At 66.3% G+C, this 24,205-nt stretch carries 18 protein-coding genes; 8 read left to right on the top strand and 10 right to left on the bottom strand.

What is annotated here, in order from left to right:
* Nucleotides 1–51 precede the first annotated feature (51 nt).
* The 3 genes from P0Y50_00260 to P0Y50_00250 are packed head-to-tail and all read right to left on the bottom strand — an operon-like array spanning nucleotide 52 to nucleotide 2,425.
* Nucleotides 52–1,218 (bottom strand): glutathionylspermidine synthase family protein, encoded by a 1,167-nt coding sequence (locus P0Y50_00260; GenBank protein WEK40071.1) that lies wholly within the window; start codon nucleotides 1,216–1,218, stop codon nucleotides 52–54.
* A gap of 3 nt (nucleotides 1,219–1,221) precedes the next feature.
* Nucleotides 1,222–1,962 carry a PspA/IM30 family protein gene (locus P0Y50_00255; GenBank protein WEK40070.1) on the bottom strand — a complete coding sequence of 247 codons (741 nt, stop codon included), beginning with the start codon at nucleotides 1,960–1,962 and terminating at the stop codon, nucleotides 1,222–1,224.
* A 16-nt stretch (nucleotides 1,963–1,978) separates the two neighbouring features.
* Nucleotides 1,979–2,425, bottom strand: a complete 447-nt coding sequence (locus tag P0Y50_00250; GenBank protein WEK40069.1) for a YjfI family protein — start codon at nucleotides 2,423–2,425, stop codon at nucleotides 1,979–1,981.
* A 372-nt stretch (nucleotides 2,426–2,797) separates the two neighbouring features.
* Between P0Y50_00250 and P0Y50_00245 the strand changes: the two genes are divergently transcribed.
* The 6 genes from P0Y50_00245 to P0Y50_00220 all read left to right on the top strand — a co-directional run bounded on the left by P0Y50_00245 (nucleotide 2,798) and on the right by P0Y50_00220 (nucleotide 9,675).
* Nucleotides 2,798–3,445, top strand: coding sequence for a DUF2491 family protein (locus tag P0Y50_00245; protein WEK40068.1), 648 nt, complete (start codon nucleotides 2,798–2,800; stop codon nucleotides 3,443–3,445).
* A gap of 25 nt (nucleotides 3,446–3,470) precedes the next feature.
* A complete protein-coding gene (locus tag P0Y50_00240) occupies nucleotides 3,471–3,884 on the top strand; it encodes a DUF350 domain-containing protein (protein WEK40067.1) in 414 nt (137 codons plus the stop codon).
* A gap of 5 nt (nucleotides 3,885–3,889) precedes the next feature.
* Complete coding sequence (locus tag P0Y50_00235) at nucleotides 3,890–4,495, top strand: DUF1190 domain-containing protein (GenBank protein ID WEK40066.1); 606 nt, start codon at nucleotides 3,890–3,892, stop codon at nucleotides 4,493–4,495.
* Nucleotides 4,496–4,769: 274 nt separating this feature from the next.
* Nucleotides 4,770–6,266, top strand: a complete 1,497-nt coding sequence (locus tag P0Y50_00230) for an ATPase domain-containing protein (GenBank protein ID WEK40065.1) — start codon at nucleotides 4,770–4,772, stop codon at nucleotides 6,264–6,266.
* Nucleotides 6,263–7,978, top strand: a complete 1,716-nt coding sequence (locus tag P0Y50_00225; protein ID WEK40064.1) for a response regulator — start codon at nucleotides 6,263–6,265, stop codon at nucleotides 7,976–7,978. Before P0Y50_00230 ends, P0Y50_00225 begins: the two co-directional genes overlap by 4 nt.
* 119 nt (nucleotides 7,979–8,097) lie before the next feature.
* Complete coding sequence (locus P0Y50_00220) at nucleotides 8,098–9,675, top strand: hypothetical protein (protein ID WEK40063.1); 1,578 nt, start codon at nucleotides 8,098–8,100, stop codon at nucleotides 9,673–9,675.
* A gap of 1 nt (nucleotide 9,676) precedes the next feature.
* Here P0Y50_00220 and P0Y50_00215 read toward each other — a convergent pair whose 3' ends face one another.
* From P0Y50_00215 to P0Y50_00185, 7 genes are all read right to left on the bottom strand, one after another.
* Complete coding sequence (locus tag P0Y50_00215) at nucleotides 9,677–10,645, bottom strand: hypothetical protein (protein WEK40062.1); 969 nt, start codon at nucleotides 10,643–10,645, stop codon at nucleotides 9,677–9,679.
* Nucleotides 10,642–11,766, bottom strand: coding sequence for a GNAT family protein (locus tag P0Y50_00210; GenBank protein ID WEK40061.1), 1,125 nt, complete (start codon nucleotides 11,764–11,766; stop codon nucleotides 10,642–10,644). The genes P0Y50_00215 and P0Y50_00210 overlap by 4 nt, the downstream gene beginning before the upstream one ends.
* Entirely contained in the window at nucleotides 11,763–12,959 is a 1,197-nt protein-coding gene (locus tag P0Y50_00205) for a hypothetical protein (protein WEK40060.1), read from the bottom strand. Before P0Y50_00205 ends, P0Y50_00210 begins: the two co-directional genes overlap by 4 nt.
* Nucleotides 12,956–13,846, bottom strand: a complete 891-nt coding sequence (locus P0Y50_00200) for a ThiF family adenylyltransferase (protein WEK40059.1) — start codon at nucleotides 13,844–13,846, stop codon at nucleotides 12,956–12,958. Before P0Y50_00200 ends, P0Y50_00205 begins: the two co-directional genes overlap by 4 nt.
* Nucleotides 13,834–14,769: a hypothetical protein gene (locus P0Y50_00195; protein WEK40058.1), complete on the bottom strand. Its 936-nt coding sequence runs from the start codon at nucleotides 14,767–14,769 to the stop codon at nucleotides 13,834–13,836. The genes P0Y50_00200 and P0Y50_00195 overlap by 13 nt, the downstream gene beginning before the upstream one ends.
* Before the next feature lie 101 nt (nucleotides 14,770–14,870).
* Nucleotides 14,871–16,322, bottom strand: a complete 1,452-nt coding sequence (locus P0Y50_00190) for an amidohydrolase (GenBank protein WEK40057.1) — start codon at nucleotides 16,320–16,322, stop codon at nucleotides 14,871–14,873.
* A gap of 66 nt (nucleotides 16,323–16,388) precedes the next feature.
* A complete protein-coding gene (locus P0Y50_00185) occupies nucleotides 16,389–19,421 on the bottom strand; it encodes a TonB-dependent receptor (GenBank protein ID WEK40056.1) in 3,033 nt (1,010 codons plus the stop codon).
* A 314-nt stretch (nucleotides 19,422–19,735) separates the two neighbouring features.
* On the opposite strand from P0Y50_00185, the gene ggt reads away from it, so the two are divergent.
* Both ggt and P0Y50_00175 read left to right on the top strand, forming a co-directional pair.
* The gene (gene ggt / locus P0Y50_00180; GenBank protein WEK40055.1) at nucleotides 19,736–21,475 is read left to right on the top strand and encodes a gamma-glutamyltransferase; all 1,740 of its coding nucleotides are present in this window, start codon (nucleotides 19,736–19,738) and stop codon (nucleotides 21,473–21,475) included.
* 36 nt (nucleotides 21,476–21,511) lie between these two features.
* Nucleotides 21,512–23,989, top strand: coding sequence for a zinc-dependent metalloprotease (locus P0Y50_00175; GenBank protein ID WEK40054.1), 2,478 nt, complete (start codon nucleotides 21,512–21,514; stop codon nucleotides 23,987–23,989).
* Nucleotides 23,990–24,205 lie beyond the last annotated feature (216 nt).

The following is a 24,205-nucleotide window of genomic DNA, read 5'->3' as shown; positions in this document are numbered from 1 at the left end:
TCGATGTTTCGGGGACGGCAAACGATGCCGCAGTCGGTCCGCCGCAGCCGCCTACTGGCGGATGAAGTGCGGCACGAACCGGGACGTGTTGCGGGTGATGCGGCCGGCGTCTTCGCGCAGGCTGATGCCGGCGGGTTCGGTTCCGACGATCCAGGAGCCGACAATGACGTGGGCGCCGTCGAAGTTCGGCGGATTGTGCAGCGCCTGGCGGACGTATCGGCCGCCGCCATAGCCGCCGTCCACGACTTCGGCCGCGCTCAGGCCTTGGTCGATCAGTTCGACATTGTCGCCTTCGCGCGAGAACAGGGGCTTTCGAACATAGGATGAGCCCAGCGCCGTCTGGGCGGGGTCGCCCTCGAAATAGGACTCCAACAGGTTGGGGTGACCCGCATGCCGTTCCCACAACAGGGGCAGGATGGCCTTGTTGGACAGGATGCCTTTCCACGCCGGTTCCAGCACCGTCACCTCGGCGGTGGGCAGGGGGGCGGCGTAGTCGTCGCGCAACATCTGTTCCCAAGGATACAGTTTGAACAGCGCCTGGATGATCCAGTTGTCGTGGTCCACGAACCGGCCGTCCTCGTTCAGGCCGATCTGGTCGATGGCGACGAACTGAGGCTCAAGCCCGGCCTGCTGTGCCAGATCTTCCAGGAACCGCACCGTCTGGCGGTCTTCGACGAAATCGGCGTCCGAGGCGAAGTGGACGAAGCCGCCGTCGGGGAAGATGGCGCGGAACCGATCGACCAGTTTCTCATGCAGGCTGTTGAACTGATCGGCGTCGGCGGGCAGGACGCCGGCCTTGATCTGGTCCTCCAGCCACAACCACTGGAACACCGCCGTTTCGAAGATGCTGGTCGGGGTGTCGGCGTTGTACTCGTACAGTTTCGCCGGACCCGCGCCGTCGTAGGCGAAGTCGAACCGGCCATAGAGGGACGGATCGCCCCGTTTCCAACTGTCGGCCACATAGTCCCGCATCGGCTCGGGAATATCGAGTTGCTCCATCATCCGCTCGGACTGGACAGCCTCGTTCACCAGGTCCAGGCACAGGCCGTGCAACTCGGCGGTCGGCGCCTCGATCTCGTCCTCGATCTCGGCCAGGGAGAAGGCATAGGCCGCCGTCTCGTCCCAATAGGGTTTGCCGTCTGTGTGACGCCAGGTGAAGCCGAGCACTTCGGCCTTGGCGTCCCAGTCGGTGCGGGGATCGAAGCGGAGACGCTGCATCGATCAGGCCGGGTCTTTGTCGGGCGTGGATTGTCCGATGCGCGGCGTGACCACCGTCACCTCCGGCTGGCTCAGGCGAGCCAGGACGTCGTCGGCCGACGAATGACCGGGCAGGATGCCGGCCTCGCGCAGTTTGGCGTCCAGATCGGCGCCGGTGCGGCGGTCTTCCAGCGCCTGGTTGGCGTTCAGCTTCTCTTCCTGGATCGCCTGACGTTGTTTGATGCGTTGCAGGCTGTCGGCGGCCGAACCGATGCGCGACTGGGCGCCGGCGGAGTTCAGGGCGACCGAGGTCTGGGCGCGTTGCACGGAATCGTTGACCTTGACGATGTCGATCTCGCGGCGAAGCGTCTCGATCTTCTGGTCGGTCGAGGCGATGGCGGTGCGCAGGCGCGTCTCGGCCGTTTTCATGTCCTCGATCAGCGGGCCGCGGCTGTTGATCTCGACTTCCAGTTCGGCGATGCGGCCGGCGACTTCACGGGCGAGATCGGTCTTGCCCTGGCCCAGGGCTGAGCGGGCCGAGCTTTCATATTTGGCGATCTGGTCGCGGAAAGATGCAAGTTCGTTTTCGGCCATGCGGCGACGCGCCACCAGACCGGCAAGGTCGTCGCGCGCCTTGCCTTGAGCATTGTCGGCGTCGCGAATCTCCTGGTCGAGGATCTTCAGGGCGTTGGCGTCGACGACGCCCTGGGCCGCATCATGGGCCGAACCCCGAAACAGGGCGGACAGTTTTCTGAGCATGGACATGGTCGGTCTTCCGGAATCAGGCGGCGTCGGCGCCGAAGGTTTCACGCAGTTCGGTGGCGTCGATCGCATTCTCGGCCAGGGTGCGCAGTTCGATCAGGATGGTCTGCAGCGTCGTCTTGCAAGAGAGTTCGCCCATCAATTCGTACACGTCCTCGCCGCCGACGCTGGTGATGGCGAAGTTGGACAGGGGCACCACCCGCTGGGCTTTCAGCAGGAACTCGTTGAAGGCGTGGCGATCGGCCTGTTCGGCGACCGGCCACAGCAGCACGGAACAGACGATCTGGGCGCCGCCGACGCTCAGATAGACCGGCAGGTCGCCGTATTCGTGCATGGTCGCCAGAAGAACGGGCTCGGCGCCCTCGACCACGCGCAGGGTCATCTCGCCATCGCGCAGCAGGGCGGACTGGTCCAGCGCCGTCTTTATGGCGGGCACGGTCCAGGGGGTTTCGATCACGGCGTCCATTTGGTGGTCGTCTCCGGAAGGGATGGAATCGGAAGTGGGGCGGCGCGGCCGGCCCGCAAGAGCGGGGCCACGCGTGGAATCGGTGACGATGGCGCGAACGGCGGCCTTCACGTCGTCGCGGGCGGCCTCTGGAATCCATAGCTCCAGCTTGACCAGGCCTGCTTCGCGACGCGCCTGCCGCCACGCACGGATGCGGTCGTTCGCGGCGGAAGAGGGAGGGGCGTTGTTTGGCATTTCGTTACATGAAACGCGTAACATGAACGCTTGACTTGAAGCAAGATCGGACGGAAGTTGACGCCATGAACCGCTTCATTCGGTCGCATCGTCGCTGTCCACTCGCCGTCGGCGCGCATCGGGCCTAGATAGTCGCCCATGTTCAAGAAGCTTTTCGGATCGTCGGAGAAGATGGCGCCCGCCAATCGGCTGGCGACTGTGCGCAACATCACCGTGGGCCGCACCGTGTCGCTGGACCCCCTGGCCTGGCGCCGCCTGGGCGACGAGACCCATTTCACGCTTGATCGCGACGTGCTGGACATCTCGGCGCAGGGGTTGGTCAGCCTGGACAGCGGTCAGTTCGTGCACCGGTTCTACACCGACGATCACGTCATGCTTCAGGCCATGAGCGACGACGAGGCCGGACTGGAATCCTATGATTTCAGCCTGTTTATCCCCTGGACCTCGGCCTATCCGCCCGGCGAACGCGAACGCCGCATCTGGCGCGACCGGCTATCGGCGCCGGTCTTCCATGGGGCGGCCGAGGATTTGCCCGACTATCCGCGCTTCTGGTTCGCCGAGAGCGATGCGATCCAGCCGCCCGTCACCCTGTGGGAGACGATCTGGGACGACCGCGCCGCAACCACGCCCTATGCCAAAATCTTTCAGACCTGCATGTTGTACGCCCGAGAGCTGGGCGGCGGGCGCGAACTGATGATCGCTCTGGAGCAGCAGCCGGACGGCGGCGAGACGACGCACGAAATCATGATCGGCATTCCGCTGGAAATGGCCGAGTTCCGCGCCTGAGCGCGCAATCCGAGGGGCAAGACCGATGTTCGACTGGTTCGTATTTCAGCAGGGGGCGATCGCCTTCCTGATCGCCTTCGCCATGGCGGGCGCCTTCACCCTGGCTTTCAAACTGATCTATCAGTGGGTCACGCCCTATCACGAGCATACGTTGATCCGTCAGGGCAACACCGCCGCGGCCATCGCTCTCGGCGGCGCCCTGATCGGCTATGTTCTGCCGCTGGCCTCGGCCCTGTCGCACACCGTCAGCCTGATGGAGTTCGCGGCCTGGGCCCTGCTGGCCGGCGTCATCCAGATCGTCGTCTTCGTCACCATCAGCCGTATGGCCTTCCGCAATCTGGTCGCCCGGATCGAAGCGGGCGAGATGGCTGCGGCCGTCTATCTGGCCTCCATCTCCATCTGCGTCGGCCTGTTGAACGCCGCCTGCATGACGTCGTGAGCGCCATGACCGATTTGCCCAAGACCGAAACCATGCGCCGGCTGAAACGCTCGCGCGTTCTGCACGTCAGCAGCCTGATGGCGACCGCCAGCTTCTCGCTGGCCGCCTGCGGATCGCCCCAGCGCGCGCCAGCCCCCGAGCCGGAACCGACCCTGGCCTATCAGTCGCTGGACGAGTGCAAGGCGGCCAATGACATCCCGGACAACGAATGCGACGCCGCCCTGACAAAGGCCCAGCAGGAGGCCGCCAAGACCGCGCCCCGCTACGCCACGCGCGAGGAATGCGAAGGTCAGTGGGGACCATCCCAGTGCCAGCCGCATAATAACGGCGGCTCCTTCTTCACCCCGCTTCTGACCGGTTTCATCGTCGGCCAGATGCTGAGCGGCGGCGGCTATCGCGGCGGCGGCCCGCTGTATCGCGACCGCGAGGGTCGGCTGTCGAACGGCTACGGCGGCGGCTACGCCTATCGCGACTACCGCACCGGTAAAACCCTGACCAATGCGCGCGAGCACGGCGACGTGGCGCGCCAGGCCCCGACGCGGGTGCAGAGCCGCACCACCGTCGTCTCGCGCGGCGGCTTCGGCGGCGGCGGCCGGGGCTACGGCGGCTGATCTGAAACCCTAGGTCCGTCACCCTCGGACATGCCCGAGCATGGAGGGTATTCGAAAAAGCTTCTGATCGCGCCATCGGCGACGACCGCGTCGGCGTCGCCGATGGCGCGCTGGTCCCTTGAGGTCTGACCGCCGCTGATCCTGGGACGGCGAAGGGGTCTGCGATCAAAACTCCTTAATATGTACGGTCCCGGACTAGGGCGGACAGCTAGGCTCATGTAACGAGTGAGGAAACTGCGCGCGTTGTGCAGTATTGGAAAACCGATTCAGGCCCATGTCACACGTCACCGAGGGGCCCAGAGAGGCTCGATTTGGAATACCGGGGCTGGACGACATCCTGTCGGGCGGGCTCGAACGTGATCGTGTCTTTCTGCTGGAAGGCAATCCGGGAACCGGCAAGACGACGGCCGCGCTCAGCTTCCTGATGGAAGGCGCGCGGGGAGGCGAAGCCACGCTTTATGTCACCCTGTCCGAAACGGAGGAAGAGCTGCGCGGCGCGGCCGCTTCGCACGGCTGGTCGCTGGACGGCGTCGAACTGTTCGAACTGGTGCCGCCCGAGAGCCTGCTGGACGAGCAGCAGCAGCAGAGCCTGCTCTATTCGTCCGACCTGGAGCTGGGGGAAACCACGCGGATGATCTTCGACGCCGTCGAACGGGTGTCGCCCAAGCGCGTGGTTATCGACAGCCTGTCCGAAATCCGGCTGCTGGCCCAGAGTTCTCTGCGATATCGCCGTCAGGTGCTGGCGCTGAAGCACTATTTCGCCAAGCACGGCGCGACAGTCCTGCTGCTCGACGACCTTACCACCGACATCAACGACAAGACCGTGCACAGCGTGGCCCATGGCGTGATCCAGCTGCAAGAGCTGGCGCCGGAGTATGGGGCTGAACGCCGCCGCGTGCGGATCATCAAATATCGGGGCCGGCGCTTTCGGGGCGGCTACCATGACTTCACCATCAAGCGTGGCGGCCTTGAGGTCTATCCTCGTATCGTCGCGTCCGAACATCGTACGGCGTTTGCCCGCGACCAACTGTCCAGCGGGGTTCCGGAACTGGACACGCTTCTCGGCGGCGGCATAGAGCGCGGCTCGAGCGCGTTGATCCTGGGACCGGCGGGAACCGGCAAGTCGCTGTTCGCGATCAGTTTCGCCGTGTCGGCGGCGGCGCGCGGCGAACGCGCGGCTCTGTTCATCTTCGACGAAGAGCTGGGGCTGCTCTATGATCGGACCCGCCAGCTGGGCATGGACCTGGAAGGCTTGATCGAGGATGGCCGATTGGTTGTCGAACAAATCGACGCCGCCGAATTGTCGCCGGGCGAGTTCGCGGATCGGGTGCGCCGCTGTGTGGACGTGCAGATGATCCAGACCGTCGTGATCGACAGTCTGAACGGCTATCAGGCCGCCATGCCGCAGGAACAGTTCCTGGTGCTGCACATCCACGAATTGCTTCAGTATCTGAATCGTCAGGGCGCCTCGACCTTCCTGACGGTGGCCCAGCACGGATTGGTCGGCGAGATGAAGGCGCCGATCGACGTCACCTATCTGGCCGATACGGTGATCCTGCTGCGCTATTTCGAAGCCCTGGGCCATGTTCGCCGCGCCGTTTCCGTCATCAAGAAGCGGGCAGGAGCGCATGAGAAGACTATCCGGGAATATACGATCAACAGCGCTGGCCTGTCCCTCGGCGAACCCTTGTCCGGGTTCCAGGGGGTTCTGCGCGGCGTGCCGAACTTCGTTGGGCAGGGCAGCGGCCTGATGGGCGAACCCGGCGCATGAGCATCGGCGGAGACCTGTCGGAACGCGCGCTTGTCTTCGCTCCGCGCGGGCGGGACGCCCGGATCGCCGTCGCGATCCTGAACGATGGCGGGATGTCGACCCACGTCTGCGCCGATCTGGCCACGCTGGTCGAGGAGTTGGAGCGCGGCGCCGGCTTGGCCGTGATCGCGGACGAGGGCCTGTGGGGCGGCGACATCGGCCAACTGGCGCAATGGATCGGCGCGCAGCCCTCCTGGTCGGATTTCCCTTTCGTATTGCTGACGCAGCGCGGCGGAAGCGTGGAGCGCAATCCGGCCCTGCAACGGGCGTCCGGGACCTTGGGCAATGTCAGTTTTCTGGAACGGCCCTTTCATCCGACCACCCTGGTCAGCGCTGTCCACACGGCGCTGCGTGGACGGCGGCGACAGTACGAGGCGCGCGAGCGCATCGAGGAAATACGCCGCGGCGAGGCGCAACTGGAGCGGCGCGTGGCCGAACGCACGGCGGAACTGGAAGCGGCCAACCGGATGCTGGCGGGTCAGATCGCAGAGCGGGAACGGGTCGAATCCGCCCTGCGTCAGGCGCAGCGCCTGGAAGCGGTGGGGCAACTGACGTCCGGCATCGCCCACGACTTCAACAACCTGTTGACCGTGGTGCTGGGCAATGTCGAGCAGATGAAAAAGCTGGAGACGGACGCGCGCACCCAGCGCCGCCTGTCGATGATGGAGGAGGCGTCGCGACGCGGCGCGCGTCTGACCGCGCAGATGCTGGCCTTCTCGCGTCGCCAGAAGCTGGAGCCCCGCTCCGTCGATCTGAACGACACGGTCCGCAGCATGGGGGATCTGCTGCAGAGCAGCATCGGCGGCAGCGTCGATATCCAGCCGCCTGATCTGGCGCGCAATCTGTGGCCGGCGATGATCGATCCGACCCAGATCGAACTGGTGATCCTCAACCTGGCCATCAATGCGCGTGACGCCATGGAGGTCGGCGGACGGCTGATTATCGCCACACGCAACATCGAGGTCTCGGTCCAGGAGGCGTCCGAAGAACTGCCCGCGGGTCAGTTCGTGGAAGTCTCCGTGGCGGACAACGGCTCAGGCATGACTGACGACGTCCTGGCGCGCGCTTTCGAACCCTTCTTCACCACAAAGGCCGTCGGCAAGGGGTCGGGACTGGGGCTCAGCCAGGTTTTCGGCTTGGCGCGTCAATCCGGGGGCGGCGTTCGTATTCGCACGGCCCTGGGCCTTGGCACCACCATCAGCGTCTTCCTTCCACGCGCCGCTCACGCGCCCTATCCGGACGAGGCCCCGACCGTTTCCGAAACCCCGCCCGCAGCACCGGCGACGATACTGGTCGTCGACGACGACGACGCCGTGCGTGAGGTGACCACCGGCTATCTGTCGGACCTGGGGTATGACGTGGTCGAGGCGGGCAGCGGGGGGGCGGCCGTGGAGCGTTTTCGCGATACGGTCGACGTCGCCGCCGTGCTGCTGGACTTCGCCATGCCCGGCATGAACGGCAACGAGGTGGCGCGCGCACTGCGAAAGATCCGCTCCGGCGTGCCGATCATCTTCGTGACCGGCTATGCCGACGCCGATGCGCTGTCCGAGGCCGACCAGGGCTCGATCGTGCCCAAACCCTTCACCCGCACCGACCTGACACAGGCTCTGGACCGCGTTCTGGGACGTTCGGGCTCGTACGAAAGACGGGGCAGGCGCGGGGCGAGGGCGTAGCGGCGCTCGTCCTTCCAGTCTTCGCATGCTCTCATGTCGATCCGAAACGCCAGCGGTGATAGGTCGATTGAAATGAACCTGTTGTCTTTCATCGCCCACGGCCCTTGCAGCGGGTGGCCATGAAACGGCGTGTCGGTCTGAGCCTTTGCGTTCTCTTGCTGGCCGCGTCCGCGCCACTGGAGCGCGTGCCGGTCAACGGCGCGGAGATTTTCGCGCGCGACGACTTCGGCGCCGTCAGCTTCCGAGCCCTGGATACGGTGGCCGTGCCTTGGAAGCTGGTCGCGGCCGCCGTGGTTCTGGACGATCCGCAGGGCGGCGAGGTCAGCCTGGTGCATTTGAAGGCGCGGCTCCAGACGTTCGGCTTTCTCTGGCCCGAGCGGATCGAGGGCGCCGATGGGGCCATGCCGCCCAGCCGTGATCACCCGCTTGGGATCAGCGTCGGAGAGGTCACGCCAGGACTGCCGCCGGTCAAGGTGACAGTCGCCAATCTGGGCTGCGCCTCCTGTCATGCGGGGGCGACCTATACGGCTGATGGATCGCCAAGCCCGACGACCGCCTGGTTGGGATCGCCCAACACCAGTCTGGACCTGGAAGCCTATACCCGCGCCGTGACAGGAGCGCTCAAAAGACGGATCGACGATCCTTCCGCGCTTCTGCAGGCTGTGAAGACGCTCTTTCCCGACACGGATGCATGGGAGATGGCCAGCCTGCGCTGGGCGGTCGTTCCGCTGGCGCGCCGCCGGTTGGCCCAGGTTCCCGATGGCGGCAGTCCGCTGCCGTTCGTCAACGGGTCCCCCGGCCTGACGAACGGGATCGCCGCCTTGAAGCTGCAGGGCCACGTCCTGGCCGGCGCGGAGGAGGCCGGGTTCACCTCCATTCCCGATCTCGCCGACCGCAGCTTCCGCTCGGCCCTGCTGTACGACGGAGCTTACGCGCCGCGCGGCCAGCCGCGGTGGCGCTTCATGGGGCGAGAGGACCTGACGCCCGAGCACCGCAACCGCCTGGCCGCCATCACCAGCTTCTTCACCGTGCCCAGCATGGGGCAGTCGCCGCGCGGCGCCCATCGCCAGATCCCGGCGGCGGAACGCGCCTTCGCCTGGCTTGAAGCCCGCCGCCCCCAGGCTTTTCCAGGACCGATCGACCGTGCGGCGGCGGTCAGGGGCGCGGTGGTCTATGACCGCGCCTGTTCCTCTTGCCACGGCGTCTATTCGGGACCCGCCGAGCGACCGCGCCTCGAACGGTTTGCGAACTGGCGCGGCGATGTCGGATCCGACCCGGAGCGGGCGGCCGCCTTTACCGACGATCTGACGCGCTACGCAGCCGGCGGCGGCTATGACACGGTTCTGGATGCGCGGCCGACGGGCGAATACGCCGCGACCCTGTTGTCCGGCGTGTGGGCGACCGCCCCCTATATGCACAATGGCTCCGTGCCGACGCTGGCGCAGTTCCTGCTGCTGGAGCCACGAGCCGAGCGGTTTCTCGTCGGCGGTCATAAGCTGGATTTCAAGGCCGTGGGCATCGCGGGACGGGAAGCGGGCGGGGTCCGCGTCTATCCGACCGGATACACGCCGTGGTCGCAGCCGGCCGTGTACGACACCCGTCTGCCCGGCCGATCCAATCGCGGTCATGAAGCCGAGGTCGAGGGTCTGACGGTCGCAGAGCGTCTGGACCTGATCGAATATCTGAAGGGCCTGTAGCTCAGACGATCAGGGTGTCCAGCCCGAGGCGGGGTTTGGGCGTAACGTTTCCAGCCGGCGCGATCCCCACCCGAAACGCGGTGATCAGGCGACGATCACCTTCGATTCCGAACTCCGCCTGCAGTCGTTCGCGGGTGGCGGCATCGTCGGCCAGAACCGCCATCGGCGCGGCCGACAGTCCGGCCTGGGTGAAGCCAAGCCAGGCGCGATGAAACCGTCGCCCCGTGTCGAACGGCGCTTCGTTTGCGGGCCGATGGAACAGGACGACGGCCGAGGCGCTGCGCACCACCGCCACCTCTGCGACCAAGGCTCCCGCCAGGCCGACCCGGTCCAGCGTCTCGAACACACCGGGCTTCAGAACGACACCCGCCCCGGCGGCTTGGATCCGGGACATCTCCATCGCCTCTGCGTTCAGCCCGTCGAGCGACCAGAGGGGGTGGTTTCGCGAAAGCCGCATCCACGACAGCAGTTCGGCACGGTAGGCGGCGTTGCGGAACCAGCGCAGGCTGGCTTCGTCATAGAGGCGCGCCAGTTCGGCGATGGAATCCCGGCTGTCGACGACGATCAGGTCTTCGCTTGGCTCCAATCGGGTCAGCGCGGCATGGGCGACCGCGCCGCCCATGAACGGTCCGCGATAGGTGCGCCGCTGCGTCAGGAACGCCGCCAGGGGATCGCAAACCTGGCCCGCGCTGACCGTCAGCCCCGCGATGCCGACGCCGTCATGTTCGACCTCGACGATCAGGTCGCGCTTTCCGGCGGCGAGACGGAAGCCCTCCACCGCCGCGCCATGACTGACGTTCAGGTCGCGCCCGTCGGGATCGCCGATGGGCAGTCGGCGGCTGTTGTCCTCCAGCACCTGGACTCGGCCGTCTGACGTCAGTCGCCACCGTGTCGGCTGAGTATTGTGAACGCTGGGGGACAGGGCGGCCTCGGCCACCAGCGCCCGGAACGTCTCTGCATCCAGCGTCATTGCAGATCTTTCCTGAACAGGTTCAGCCGTTGAAGCCGTCGCGCGCCCAGCTTTTCCATCTGGCGCAGGGAGGCGGTGTTTTCGTCCGCGATCCAGGTCACGCCGCATTGCCTGTAGCCACCTGCAAACAGGGCCTTGATCACCTGATGCAGCATGGCGCCGTTCAGCCCCTGTCCGTGAAGGCTGCGCTTGACCGAATAGAAGATGATCACGGCGCGGCGCCGCCTCAGCCGCTCACGGACGAAATGAACCAGGGTCATCGGCCCGATCCGGCCGCGCGTCGCCTTCTGGAACGGGTTCAGATCCGGGATGCAGATCACCACCCCGGCGGGCTCGCCCCTGTAGTGCGCGACGCAGGCGATGCGAGGATCGACGATCCACATCATCTCTCCGGCCTGGAAGTCGAACTCTGCGGACGTCAGGGGCACGAACATCGGATTGTCGCTGAAGCCGTCGTTGAGGCATTGCCGCGCCTCCTCGAACCGGGCTTTGAAGGCGCTGCGGCTGATGGGCTTCCAGGTCCAGTCGGGGTCCGCCAGCACCGTGCGCTGCTTGTCGCCCAAAAGCGCGTCGGCGGTCTTCGTCCCGACATCGAACTCGAAGGTCGACATCGGGAACACGGGCCGATAGCCGCAGGCCTCCAGCAGGCGGGGCAGATGAGGGGCGCCCCAGACCATGTCGGTATAGGGCTGGTTCTCGAAGCCCTCGGTCAAAACCCCCGCCTGCTGCATGGCTGTCAGGTTGAAGGCGCCGACCAATTCATCGCAGCCTTCGGCGCGGGCGAAGGCCTCGGCCGCATCGAACAGCAGCCGGGCGGTCTCCACGCTGTCCTCGCAGTCGAAATAGCCGAACTGACAGCGTTTCGTGGCGTGACGCACATTAGAGGACGGATGGGTGTGGGCCGTCAGACGCCCGACGGGACGCCCGTCGCGCCAGGCGGTGAAAAAGGTCAGACGACCCCCGTCATCGCGCATCAGAGGGTTTCTGGCCGGATCCAGATACCGCTCCAGATCCGCGCGCATCGGCGTTACATAGGGGCTGTCGCGGGGGTAGATTTCGAACGGAACACGGAAGAACCCGTCCAGATCGCCCTCGCGAAGGTCCACGGCACCCGCAGTCATGGTCGGCCCGCCATCGTCAGTCGCGCCATTCGGAAGGCGAGGCCCAGATCGATCTCAGCGTCGGTGTTGCGCAACAGATCCGGCAACCGGACCAGACCGATCCTTAGCGGCGATCGGCTCAGCAACCCGATGTGGGTGGCGTCCGATCGCGCCAGAAGGTCCAGCAGCGGCTCGTGTTGCCCCTCGTCGTCGTCGACGGCTGTCCCCGCCTGCAGGTCGGCGGTGTTCCATAGGGGGCGGCGGTCCAGCATCCTCGCCATCGCATCGGATGGATAGTCGATGAGGTCGTGTTCGGACAGGACTGACAGATCCTTCAGCATCGGCTCCTTGGTCAGGTCGGCCAGAAAGCCGTCTAGCGACCCGGTGTCCGCCAAGGCCATGCGCTGGCGCAGACGGGTGCGCCGTCCGGCTGCGCCGAACGGCTGGATGCGAACCACCAGCGTCATGGTGATCAGGGCTGCGCCGATCAGGGCGAACAGCCGAACCCTGTCATCCAGCGCGCCGATGCCCAACTGTTCGATCAGGCCGCAGGTCAGGGCCAGGGTCGTCGCCACGACCACGGCGGCGTCGATCCAGACGTCGCGCGCATCGCTGACCCCGTTCGACAAGGCCAGCAGCACGATCACGAGGGCGGCGATGGGACTGAAACCGATGGGCGATGCCACCAGTTCGGAGAAGTCCGTGCCGATCAGCGGGATGACGATGGCCAGACCGACGGCGAGGCGGCGAACGGCGCCGTTTTCCGCGCGGGACAGGCTCTTGCGGTCCCGCGTCCACAGCAGGATCAGGACGGCGACCAACGAGGACAGGATAATGACCGCCAGCGCGATCCGCGAGCCGAACGCCACATGGCCGGTCGTGAACAGGGCGAACGCCAGGCCCAGGGCGGACGCCGCGAAGATGGCGATTTTCATCGCGCGCGGCGCATGACGGCGAAGAAGGCCCTCCGCCAACAAAAGGGCCGCCAAGGGCGCCAGCGATATGGCGGCGTAGGTCGCGCCTTCGAAGATCGGCAGGCCCGTCCTGACGGCCAAACTGCGTACGCCGTAGAAGACCGACATGACCCCGAACAGAAAGACCAGGCGCGGCGTCAACGGGCCGCCGACGCGGCGCACGAGCAGGGCCGCGACATAGGCCGCCAGACCCGCCGCCGCGAAACCGTCGAGCAGGGCCTGGGTATCCACTCGGATCATGCCGCGCCCCTCAGCAACCGGGTCATGAAGGCGCGCACGACCAGACGCTTTACGGCGGCGACCGGCGCCTGCAACGGCCGTTCGATGCGGCCCGCGAAGGCGTTGAGGAACCAGCCTCGGCAATCGGTCCTGGATCGGCGACCCATCAGCAGCCACAGCGCCTCATAGGCCATCAGGCAGCCGGTCGAGATCACCATCGGCGCGAAAGACATCCGCTTGGCCGTGCCGGCGGCCAGGGCGGCTGCGGCGGCCAGATCGACGTGACGGGCCGACGACGAATGAACCATGACGTATTCCAGCTCCTTCATGAAGCTGGCGCGCAGGTCTTCGGGCTGGATGGCGTCCAGCGCCTTTCCGCGCGTCGGATATTTCAGACGGTCCTCGGGGCGTGGGTCGGAGGGGCGCACCACGATCACCGAGGGCAGGGGGGACGCATAGGCGTCGATCACGGTCGCGCCCGCCGCCTTGGCTGCACGATATAGGGCAACGCCGGCGGCGATGTCATCCGTGCCATTGACGATGACCGGATAGCGGGCCGCCAGATCGGCGACCTGATCGATCCATTCTGCGCCCATACGCTCGATCTCGATCAGGGGATTGATGCGCCGCGCCGCCGCGCAGGCGGCCTCAGCCTTGTCTCGCCCTACGGTGTCGGTGAAGGCGAAGACCTGACGGTTCATGTTGGAGGTTTCGAAGACATCGATGTCGCAGACGGCGAACCTTCCGACCCCCGCGCGGACCAGGGCCAGGAAACAGGCGCCGCCCATGCCGCCGACGCCCGCGACGAAAACAGCGCCGTCTCGCAGGGCCGCCTGTTCAGCCGCGGTGACGAAGCCCAGATTGCGGGTGGTGAACTCGGCGTAGTCGAAGGTCGTCACGTCTTCCATGCGCGCAGGCTTCCCCAGGGTTGAGTGTGGTCGAGCCAGTGGACCAGCGGCAAGAGAGCCGCCTGGATCATCAGCAGGGCGAACGAACCCAGCAGGCCGGGAACAGTGTCGGGCGGCGCCACCTTGGCGAGATAACGACTGGCGGCGCGCATATCGATCTGGCCGATCTGCAGCAGGTCGTCTCCTCGACTGTAGTCCAGCGCCGTGGCGCAAAGGTCGTTATAGATCGCGTCGCGATGTTTGGCGGCGATATCGAAGGACTTCTTCAGTTCGTCCGAACCACCGGTATAGGCGTTGGTGATCACGAACCGATCGGTGTCGAACCCGGCCTCTTCGCCGACGCCGAAGGCGTGACGCCAGCGCCCCATGATCTGCTGGGCCAGTCTTTCGTGATGGAACGACCGTCGTGCGCCGGGCCGGCTGGGATAGACATCGGAAAAGGTCTCGGCGACCATGCCCACGACAGCCGGAACCTGGGTCACGCTGGATATCCACACCGCCCGGCATTGCCGGCGCACGAACAGCAGGACGCAGGTCAGGCCGTACAGCGTGGCGGAAAGGCCCGCTCCACGCACGTCGGGGCGCACCATGACCAGGCCGAGATGCAGGACTTCCACCGACCGCCCGCCCAGGTCAGCGTCCAGAATAGCCAGGGCGTTGAACGCGACCGGGCGCCCGCCGTTCTTTTCATAGACGATCGTCAGCACGCTCCGGGACAAGGTCTCGGGATCGCCGGAAAAAATGCCGTAGCTGAGGTCGCGGTCACCCAGCGCGCTCCGCGCGATCGATCGTACATCCTCCACCAGAACCGCCAGATCGTCGCGAGCCAGAGACAGGCCCGGCCGTTCGACGATCCGTGAGCGCAAACCCGAACCCGCGCCGACCGTCGTGTCCAGCAGTCGGTGCGTCACAGGTTTGTTCATGGGCGATCTCGCTTCGGGGCTCCAATCCTCAATATGTGCGACTTTCGCACCGATGAACACCGAACGGACACCGCCGCGACTGTTGACGCGAGGGGCGCGTCTCAGTCGCGATAGTTCAGGGCCGGGGCGCGGTCGCCCAACAGGGCATGGTACTGGAAGTCTGGGCCGCGGCGGCGTTCGAATTCGGTCTGGGCGGCCGCGAGCGTCTCGGGGCTCTGGAACAGCTCGGCGGTGGTCAGGGCCAGGGTCTTGGCCGCCAGATGCGCGCCCTTCAGGCCGATGGAGGAACCGGCCGCCACCACGTTCTGCCAGCTGTGGCCCGCCGATCCCGGTACGAAGGTGGCGGTCGACAGGCCGACGGTGGGCGTGACCCAGCTGACGTCCGACACGTCGGTCGAGCCGCCGAAGTCCCCGCCGATCACCGCAGGCTCGATCTGGCCGACGCTGGACAGCGGCGGCTTGGACGCCAGGGTCTTCTGGATTTCGGCGGCCAGGGCGACCTCTTCCGGCGTCCAGGTGATGCCGCCGACGGCGTGCAGATTGCGGTCCATGACCGTCATCAGGGCCTCGTTCGGCAACATGGAATAGACGCCGCCGATGGCCTCGAACTCGACCCGGGTTCCGGTGCCGAGCGCAGCGCCCTCGGCGGCCTTCTTGACCCGCTCCAGCACGTCGCGGACGATCTGGGGGTTGGTGTGGCGGACGTAGTAGTAGCTTTCGGCATAGGCCGGGACGACATTGGGCGCGCGGCCGCCGTCGGTGATGACATAATGGATGCGGGTGCGGTCGGGCACATGCTCGCGCATCAGATTGACCATGGCGTTCATCGCCTCGACCGCGTCCAGGGCCGAGCGGCCCTTGTCCGGCGCGGCGGCGGCGTGGGCGGCCGTGCCGTAGAAGCGGAACTTGCCCGATACGTTGGCCATGGTGTCGCCCTGGCGGGCGCTGTTGACGTCGCCGGGGTGCCAGTGGACGGCGACGTCCACGTCGTCGAACAGGCCCTCGCGGACCATATAGACCTTGCCCGATCCGCCCTCCTCGGCGGGCGTGCCATAGACGCGCAATTCGCCCTTGATGTTGTTGGCGACCATCCAGTCCTTGACGGCGATGGCCGCCTGGACCGAGGCGGCGCCGAACAGGTTGTGGCCGCAGCCATGCCCGGCCGGGGCGCCGGCCGATTGCTGCACCGGGCTGAGGGTCTGCGACAGGCCCGGCAGGGCGTCGTATTCGGCCAGCACCGCGATGACGGGGCCATCGCCGGTCCTGAAGCTGGCCAGGAAGGCGGTCGGTTCGCCGGCGATCCCCGGCGTGACGGTGAAGCCCGCGTCGCGCAACTGGCCCTGCAGCAGTGCGGTGCTCTGCGTCTCCTGATAGCCCAACTCGGCGAACTTCCAGATTTCCAGCGCCGCGTGATCCAGGGCCGGCTCGTTTCGCTCGACGGTCGACAGGATCTGGGCGCGGGCCTGGGGCGTCAGTTCCGCGGCGGCGGCAGGCAGGCCGAAACCGGCCAGCGCCGCAGCCAGGGCAAGGGCGCGCATCGAGACGGGCATCATGGAAAACTCCGATAGGCGACTGAAGAAGCGGCGGGCGGAGGTTCAGCCTCCGCCCGTCAAGCAGGGTTAGAAGGTCTTGCGGAAGCTGACGTACCAGTAGCGGCCGTAAGGCTGATACACGGTGCCGAGATAGCCCGCCGCCGACAGAGGCGGCTGCTCGTCGCTGAGATTGCGCACGCCCAGGCGGATCGAGGTGTCGGACAGGACGCCTTGGTCGAACTGATATTCGGCGTAGAGGTTGGCCGTCAGGGTCGAATCGATCGTCCAGTAGTCGCCGGTCGAGTTGACCAGGCTGCTGTCGTACATCGAAGAGATATACTGGCTGAAGGCCCCCACGGTCAGGTTTTGGTACCGCCAGCTTCCCGACAGCGACCATTTCCATTCCGGCCGCCCCTGGTCGTCGATCAGGTCGCCCATGCGGCCGCCGAGCGTGATGGAGGCGGGAATCGAGCCGGCGTCTCGCGCCGCTTGCAGTTCCTGCATGCCCGGAGACATTTCCAGATAGTATTTGATCAGGTGCGAGACGTTCAGGTTCAGGCTGAAATCCCCGACCCGCGTGCCGCGCAGGTTCCACATCACGCCCAGATCCAGCCCCTCGACCGTCTGGGGCTGCTGATTGCTGTAGGCGTCGGTGATGTATTGCACCTCGCCCACCGGGGTCAGGCCGGTGCCGGCGAAGATGGCCTGGTCCGCCGCCGTCGGATCGGCGCGCACGACATTGGGGTTGGACCCGCCGCTCTTGCGCAGCAGATAATCGAGGATCAGGGCGTTCTGGCCCCTGAACAGGCCGACCATTCCGGTCTGTTCGACCTTCCACAGGTCCGCCGTGACGGTGAAGTTGCCCAGTTGTTCGGGCAGGAAGCGCGGCTGGATCACCACGCCGACCGAGGTGGTTTCGGACTCCTCGGGTTGCAGGTTCGGATTGCCCGAGCGCCGCTCCGCCGTCAGCTTGCGGACGTGGGTCGTGTTGATGTTAGCGAGATCGGTCGCCGTGTTCGCCGTGGGACGATAGGAGGCGCCACACTCGTTCATATTGGCCATGCCAGTCGCAGCCGCGCCGCGCCGGATCAGGGCTTCGCAATAGATATAGTCGTTGGAGCTGTTCGAGCGCGTGATCACCGTGGCGTTGATCTGTTCCAGATTGGGCGCACGGAAGCCCTGGGCCCAAGAGGCGCGGATGCGGAACCCGTCGACGATATCCCAGGCGGCGGCGATCTTAGGCTTGGCCACGTCGCCGAAGTCCGAATAGTTCTCGAACCGGCCGGCCAGTTGAACCTCCAGATTATGCACCAGAGGAATGTTCATCTCAGGTGAGACGAGGGGCGCGGCGATCTCCAGATAGGCCGAGAAGACGTCGCGTTCGCCGTAGGTGTCGGGGTTCTCGGACGAGTTTATCAGGTCGCTGTAGGCCGCGCCCGACTTGTCGGTGTAACGGATCGTGCCGTCGATGCGGCTGTCGCGGTCGTCCAACTGGCTTTCGGTGCGGAATTCGATGCCTGCAGCCATGCCGACGGGACCGCCCGGAAGCTGGAAGACGTCCGGGCGCGAAATCTTGAAGTCCCACAGACCCAGCTCGGTCTTGGTTTTGCGCACCATGTCGACGCGAATGGCGTCCAGCGCCGCCTGGTTGGACGGAGTGGAATCGCCGAAGCGCGGACTGGCCGGATCGCCGCCGTTGAAGAAGTTGTAGGCGTCGGGCGTCGATTTGGCCGCCCATTCCGCCAGTCGCGTGGTCGAGATATTGTCGGACACGTCCTTGGCCGAGGCTTCGGACCAGACCAGCGCCGATTCCCAGCGCCAGCCACGCCAGTCGCCACGCAGCCCGCCCAGGATGCGGTACTGTTCGTTGGTGACATCGACGTTGATCGGTCCCATGTCGTTGAAGCGATAGCCACTCAGGAAGACGTCTTCGCCGACGGGATTGTAGGCGTTGGTCGTGGGAATGGTCATGGCGATCGACGACAGGGTGTTGATCGGCGCCTGGCGGGCATGGGATTTGGCGTAATAGCCCCCGATCTCGCCGAAAGCCTCAACAGCGTCGTTAATCTTGTATCGGCCGGTCAGGAACAGGTTGTAGCGGTCGATGCTTGGGATGACAGTCAGGTCTTCCTTGGCCGTATCGGCGAGCAGAGACGCATCGACATTGACGGTATCCTTGAGGCAGAGCCCGCCGCCGAGTTGCTGGATGCATCCGTTCAGGCTGTTGGGCTGAACGGTGAAGGCCTGGCGCTGGGCGCCCCCGATCAGCACCCGACCATCCGTCGGCCGGAAATAGCCCCACGGCGTCAGGGACGACAGGCCGTTCAGCACCGAGTTGTTCTCGAAGCCTGTTCCGGCGAACAGCGGGCGCTTGTCGTCCGACGCCGTATAGGGCTGCTCCAGCGTCGTCAGTTCGCTGCGGTGGTCATAGTTGAAGAAGGCCGAGACATTGCCGCGCCCCTCGGCGATGTCCTGACCGCCGTAGAGCGAGAAGTTGAACTCGCGCAGGCCCGTGCCCTCGGCGCCGCCGTACTGGCTGGAGACGGTCCAGTCGGTCATGTCGTCGCGCAGCACGGTGTTGACCACGCCCGCCACCGCGTCCGCGCCATAGATGGCGGCGGCGCCGTCGCGCAGCACTTCCAGACGTTTCAGGCCCGATACCGGAATGGCGTTGGTGTTGTAGGTCAGGACCGGCACCAGATGTTCGTTGGCCTGGGACGTCGGGTGGCCCACGACGCGGCGGCCGTTCAGCAGGACCAGGGTGTTGCCGATGCCCAGGTTTCGCAGATTGACCGACCCGGTGTCGCCGCGCGCCGAGTTGGACGAGGCGGGCAGATAGGCGGAGTTGAAGGTCACATCGCCCATCTGCGGGATGGAGCGCAGAAGTTCGTCGCCTGAGGAAGCGGCCGTCGCCAGAATCTGCTCCTCGCCGATGACGGTGACGGGCAGGGCGGCCGTGACCTTGGCGCCTCGAATCTGCGAGCCGACGACGACGATCTCGTCCACCTCGGTCGGCTGCGGATCGGCTTGCTGGGCCGCGGCGCCGGTAGCGACGCTGAACAGCGCCGTCGTGGCCAACATGGCGGTCTTCAGGCTTTGGCGAGCGAAGGCTGCACGCATGGTTTTGTCATCCCCTTTACTGGTCATCGAACTCGGCATCCCCCGATGCGCGTCACCGGCTGCATCGCCGAACGCGCGCATTTCAAAACGACGCGGACCGACGAAAAGCCGTGAGCTCGACTAGAAACCGCCACAAAGACGACGTCAACCGGCGAAGGTTAAATCTTCTCCACGTTCGGTTTTTCGAGCAAGATAATGACCACAACCTGCCCTTGAATCTATTCTTTCTGCATTTGTATCCCGCCGATCGGCTTGTCTTTTGAAAGGCGACGGGTCAGGCTTGGGGCGAAATCGGGGCAGCGCAGGGGGTGAACGTGCGTTTTCAGACCAGAGTCTTGGCCGCGGCGGCGGCCGCCTTCCTGGCCGCATGGCCGGTCTTTGCGCAGGAGGCGCCAGCCGCAGTACGGCCAACTGCAGGCAGCGGCGGCGACATTGTCAGCTACGGCCAGATTCACAGCCCGGTCGCCGGTCGCGGCGGCATGGTGGTCAGCCAGAGCGATCCCGCAACGCGCGTCGGCGTGGACATTCTGCGGCGCGGCGGCAATGCGGTGGACGCCGCCATCGCCGTGGCTTTCGCCGAGGCCGTGACCCTGCCGCGCGCCGGCAATATCGGCGGCTCGGGCTATATGGTCGCGCACATGGCGGCGACGGCGGATCGGCCGGCGCAGGACATCGCCATCAACTATTACGGCGTCGCCCCGGCCGCGACGACGCCCGAGCTGCTGCTGGGGGCCGACGGCAAGTTCGACCGCTCCAAGCCCTCGGGCTTCATCAACGTCGCCGTGCCTGGCACCGTCATGGGCATGTGGGAGGCGCACCGGCGGTTCGGCTCCATGCCCTGGGCCGAGCTGATGGCTCCGGCCATCGCTCTGGCCGAGGACGGCTATGTCCTGTCGGAGGGCGAGGCTGACGCCACGGCCGGGCGGGCGCGGGTGCTGGCGACCGACCCCGGCGCGCGCGAAGCCTATCTGAAGCCGGACGGCGCGCCCTATCAGGCGGGCGAAGTCTTCCGTCAGCCCCTGCTGGCCGAGAGCCTGCGCAAGGTCGCGCGCGGCGGGGCGGACGAATTCTATCGCGGCGAGCTGGCGCATCAGATCGTGGCGGGCGTGCAGGCGCGGGGCGGGGTCATCACCCTGGCCGACATGGCGGCCTATCGCGCCGATGTGTCCGAGCCGATCTGGGGCAGCTATCGCGGAAACCGCATCGCCTATATGCCGCCGACCGCCTCGGGCGTCAGCGTCGCCGAGGCGCTGAACCTGCTGGAGCATTTCGACCTGAAGGCCATGGGCTGGGGCAGCGTCGATAGTCTGCACCTGATCTCGGAGGCGATGAAGATCACCTCGTCCGACCGCCGGCTGATCGGCGGGGCGCCCCAATGGAATGCGCCGGCTCACGGCCTGGCCAGCAAGGGTTACGCCGCCGAACGGGTGAAGCTGATCTCGCTGGAGCGTTCGCTGGGCGCCGACGACATTCCCGAGGGCAATCCCTATCCGTTCGAGAGCAAGGACACGACCCACTTCTCGGTGGCGGACGACCGGGGTAACGCGGTCTCGAACACCTATACCCTGTCCAACTCTTACGGCGCCCACGTCTCGCCGGCGGGCACCGGTATTCTGCTGAACAACAATCTGGATAATTTCGCCTGGGGCACGCAAGGCCAGCCGAATTCGCCCGCTCCGGGCAAGCGGCTGGGATCGACCATCACGCCGATGATCGTGTTCAAGGACGACAAGCCCTGGCTGGTTACGGGCACGCCGGGCGGCGGATATATCATCGCCACCATGGTCCAGCTGATCTCCAACGTCATCGACCATGACCTTAACATCGCCGAGGCCGCCATGCGGCCACGCTTGAACCAAGGGGGCGGCGACAGCCCGCTGGAGCTGGAAGGCGGCTTCTCGCCTGACGTCGAGCGGTTGCTGCGCGCGCGGGGCCATACGGTGCGGCCGTCCATGACCATGGGCAGCACCCAGTCGATCATGGTCGAGGGCGATCGCTTCCTGGGCGCCGCCGACACCCGTCGCCCCGACGCCTTGGCGCTGGGCGTGCGCTAGGACGACTTTGCGTAAAACGAAGGTGGGGAGACGAGAATGCGCAAGGTTCTGATGGCGGGCGTCGCCGGGTTGGTCCTGGCGGCGGCCAATCCGGCGGTGGCCCAGACGGGTACGCGGACCGGTGCGCCATCAGCCTCCGCCTCTTCGCCCGCACCCTGGCAACAGGGGCTGTTCGCGGTCCGTGCGGATCAGCAGAAGGGCAAGGTGACGGCGCGGATGCCGGCCCCGGGCGCCGACGGGGTTTTGGGACGTTACCTATATCAACCGGGCCTGTCGGCCGGTCTGGGCATGGACGGGGCGGGCCTGGACCGCTCGGGGCTCGGGCAGGCGCAGATTGTTGTCTTCCGCAAGGTCGGCAACCGCGTTTTCGCCGCCTTCGAAAATGCGCACTTTCGCGCCCAGGACGCCGACGCCGATCAGGTGAACGCCGTCGCCGCCTCTTTTGCCGCGCCCGTGGTCTGGTCCGGCGAAGTGATCGAGACGGCGCCCGACGGCGCCGTGACCGTCGATTTGTCCAGCTTTCTGGAGCGCGACGCCGTCAACGCCGTGGGCCGGCTGAAGCGCGCGCGGTTGGGCGCGTTCAAGCCCGCTCCATCTCTCAGCTTCATCGACACGGCCCAGACCCTGGTCTGCCCCGAAAACGTCGAGTTCGAGACGGTCCAGACCTTCACCAGCGACGAGCCGGGCGCCGACCTGTCGCGGGTGTCGCCGGATGCGCGCGCCGTCACCCTGACTGTGCACCATTCGTTCATCCGCCTGCCCGACGAGGGATTCCAGCCCGTGCCGCACGACCCGCGCTCGGGCACCTCGGCGCAGATCATCGTGACGGACTTCGCCGCCGATCTGGACCATCCGGTCGTCAGCCGCCTGGCGCGACGCTTCCGCCTGGAGAAGACCGACCCGACCGCCGCCCGGTCGCCGGTGAAGAAACCCATAGTCTTTTATGTGGACCGCGCCGCGCCGCCCGCCATCCGTCAGGCCCTGATCGAAGGTGGAAACTGGTGGGCCCAGGCGTTCGACCAGGCGGGCTATGTCGACGCCTTCCGGGTCGAGCTGCTGCCCGAAGGCGTCAATCCGATGGATGCGCGCTACAACATCGTGTCCTGGGTCCACCGCGAGACGCGCGGCTGGTCGACCGGAACCAGCGTCAACGACCCGCGCACCGGCGAGATCGTGCGCGGCGTGGTGCAACTCGGCTCGCTGCGCGACCGTCAGGACAAGATGATCTTCGAAGGGCTGGTGGGCGCCGACCGCAGCGGCACGGGGGGCGAGGACGATCCCGACCGACTGGCCTATCAGCGCCTGCGCCAGCTGGCGGCGCATGAGATCGGTCATGCACTCGGCATCTCTCACAACTTCGCGGCCTCGACATTCGCGGACCGGGCCTCGGTGATGGACTATCCGGCGCCCTGGGTGATCGCGGACGGCGACCGTCTGGACTTCAGCCGCGCCTATACGACCGGCGTCGGCGCCTGGGACCGATTTGTCGTGGACTGGCTGTATGGCGATGCGCCGGGCCATGAGCCGCTGGCGCGGCGCGCGGCCCTGGCGGCGGACGCTCAGGCGAAGGGCTATCGATTCGTCAACGACACCGACACCCGGCCGCTGGGCAGTCTGCAGCCCTATGGCGCGATGTGGGACAATGGCTCGGACGTGGTCGCCGAGTTCGCCAATACCCTGGCGGTGCGCCGCATCGCCCTGTCGCGGTTCGGGCTGAACAATCTGCCGGCGGGCGCGCCGGCGGCGGACCTGCGGCGGGTGGTCGTGCCCATCTATCTGTATCATCGCTATCAGACGACGGCGGTGGGGCGTCAGATCGGCGGCGTGGACTATGCCTATGCCGTCAGCGGCGACGGACGAGAGCGGGCCGATCCGATTCCCGCCGACCGCCAGCGTTCAGCGCTGGACGCCCTGATGCTGGCCCTGTCGCCCGAGACGCTGGACCTGCCGGATCGGGTGCTCGACCTGTTGTCGTCCGCTCAGTCGGGCGTGCCGGATCGACAGACGGACATCGAACTGTTCGACGGTCGCACCGATGCGGTGTTCGATCCATCCTCGGCGGCGGCGGCGGCGGTCGAGACCGTCTATGAAACCCTGCTGGCGCCTGAGCGTCTCAATCGCCTGGTCGAACAGCAACGCCGCGACCCGTCGCAACTGGGCCTGGAAGAGACGCTGGACCGTATCGCCCGCACGGTGGGGCCTACGCCGCTGCTGAACGCGCGCCAAGCCGAACTGCGCCGCGTCGCGCGGGGCCGCTACGTGGCCTATCTTGCCGCGCTGATCCAGGGCGACGGCTTGTCCTCGACGGCGCAAGGCGCCGTCCGCGACGCGGCGCGGCGGCTCGGGGAAGAGCTGAAACATTGCCGGGGCGACCGGCTCGAAACGGCCCAATGCGTCTATCTGGCTCAAGCCCTCGCTGGCCCCGTCGAGGCGCTCAAGGCGTTTGCCGAAACCCACCCCCTGACGCAGCCGGTCCCGCCCGGCGCCCCGATCGGCGGAGGGGATTGGCGCTAATTCCAAGGCGACACCGCCTTTTGTCTTGCGAGCGGGTCGGTTGGTGCGCGGAGGACGCAGATGCAGTTCATCCCCACAAGGATGATATGGCGGAACGTCTTGTGGCCAAAATGTGGTTGACGCGGCGTGCGGCATGGCGCCGAATACGCGCTTGAATTGCGCCGTGGGGTTGCAAGCTTAAGCGTTCGGCGAAATGCCGTGGGGGGAATCTAGTGG

This window comes from Candidatus Brevundimonas colombiensis (genome assembly GCA_029202665.1).
Taxonomy (GTDB): Bacteria; Pseudomonadota; Alphaproteobacteria; order Caulobacterales; family Caulobacteraceae; genus Brevundimonas; species Brevundimonas colombiensis.
Note: the sequence above shows the minus strand (reverse complement) of the source record. Positions and strands in the feature narration are given on the sequence as shown.

Coding starts and splice junctions, on each gene's coding strand:
- P0Y50_00195 (WEK40058.1), bottom strand. CDS start 14,769: ATGAACAAACCTGTGACGCACCGACTGCTGGACACGACGGTCGGCGCG.
- P0Y50_00230 (WEK40065.1), top strand. CDS start 4,770: ATGTCACACGTCACCGAGGGGCCCAGAGAGGCTCGATTTGGAATACCG.
- P0Y50_00190 (WEK40057.1), bottom strand. CDS start 16,322: ATGATGCCCGTCTCGATGCGCGCCCTTGCCCTGGCTGCGGCGCTGGCC.
- P0Y50_00210 (WEK40061.1), bottom strand. CDS start 11,766: ATGACTGCGGGTGCCGTGGACCTTCGCGAGGGCGATCTGGACGGGTTC.
- P0Y50_00240 (WEK40067.1), top strand. CDS start 3,471: ATGTTCGACTGGTTCGTATTTCAGCAGGGGGCGATCGCCTTCCTGATC.
- P0Y50_00260 (WEK40071.1), bottom strand. CDS start 1,218: ATGCAGCGTCTCCGCTTCGATCCCCGCACCGACTGGGACGCCAAGGCC.
- P0Y50_00220 (WEK40063.1), top strand. CDS start 8,098: ATGAAACGGCGTGTCGGTCTGAGCCTTTGCGTTCTCTTGCTGGCCGCG.
- P0Y50_00185 (WEK40056.1), bottom strand. CDS start 19,421: ATGCGTGCAGCCTTCGCTCGCCAAAGCCTGAAGACCGCCATGTTGGCC.
- P0Y50_00245 (WEK40068.1), top strand. CDS start 2,798: ATGTTCAAGAAGCTTTTCGGATCGTCGGAGAAGATGGCGCCCGCCAAT.
- P0Y50_00255 (WEK40070.1), bottom strand. CDS start 1,962: ATGTCCATGCTCAGAAAACTGTCCGCCCTGTTTCGGGGTTCGGCCCAT.
- P0Y50_00205 (WEK40060.1), bottom strand. CDS start 12,959: ATGATCCGAGTGGATACCCAGGCCCTGCTCGACGGTTTCGCGGCGGCG.
- P0Y50_00200 (WEK40059.1), bottom strand. CDS start 13,846: ATGGAAGACGTGACGACCTTCGACTACGCCGAGTTCACCACCCGCAAT.
- P0Y50_00215 (WEK40062.1), bottom strand. CDS start 10,645: ATGACGCTGGATGCAGAGACGTTCCGGGCGCTGGTGGCCGAGGCCGCC.
- P0Y50_00250 (WEK40069.1), bottom strand. CDS start 2,425: ATGGACGCCGTGATCGAAACCCCCTGGACCGTGCCCGCCATAAAGACG.
- P0Y50_00235 (WEK40066.1), top strand. CDS start 3,890: ATGACCGATTTGCCCAAGACCGAAACCATGCGCCGGCTGAAACGCTCG.
- P0Y50_00175 (WEK40054.1), top strand. CDS start 21,512: ATGCGCAAGGTTCTGATGGCGGGCGTCGCCGGGTTGGTCCTGGCGGCG.
- P0Y50_00225 (WEK40064.1), top strand. CDS start 6,263: ATGAGCATCGGCGGAGACCTGTCGGAACGCGCGCTTGTCTTCGCTCCG.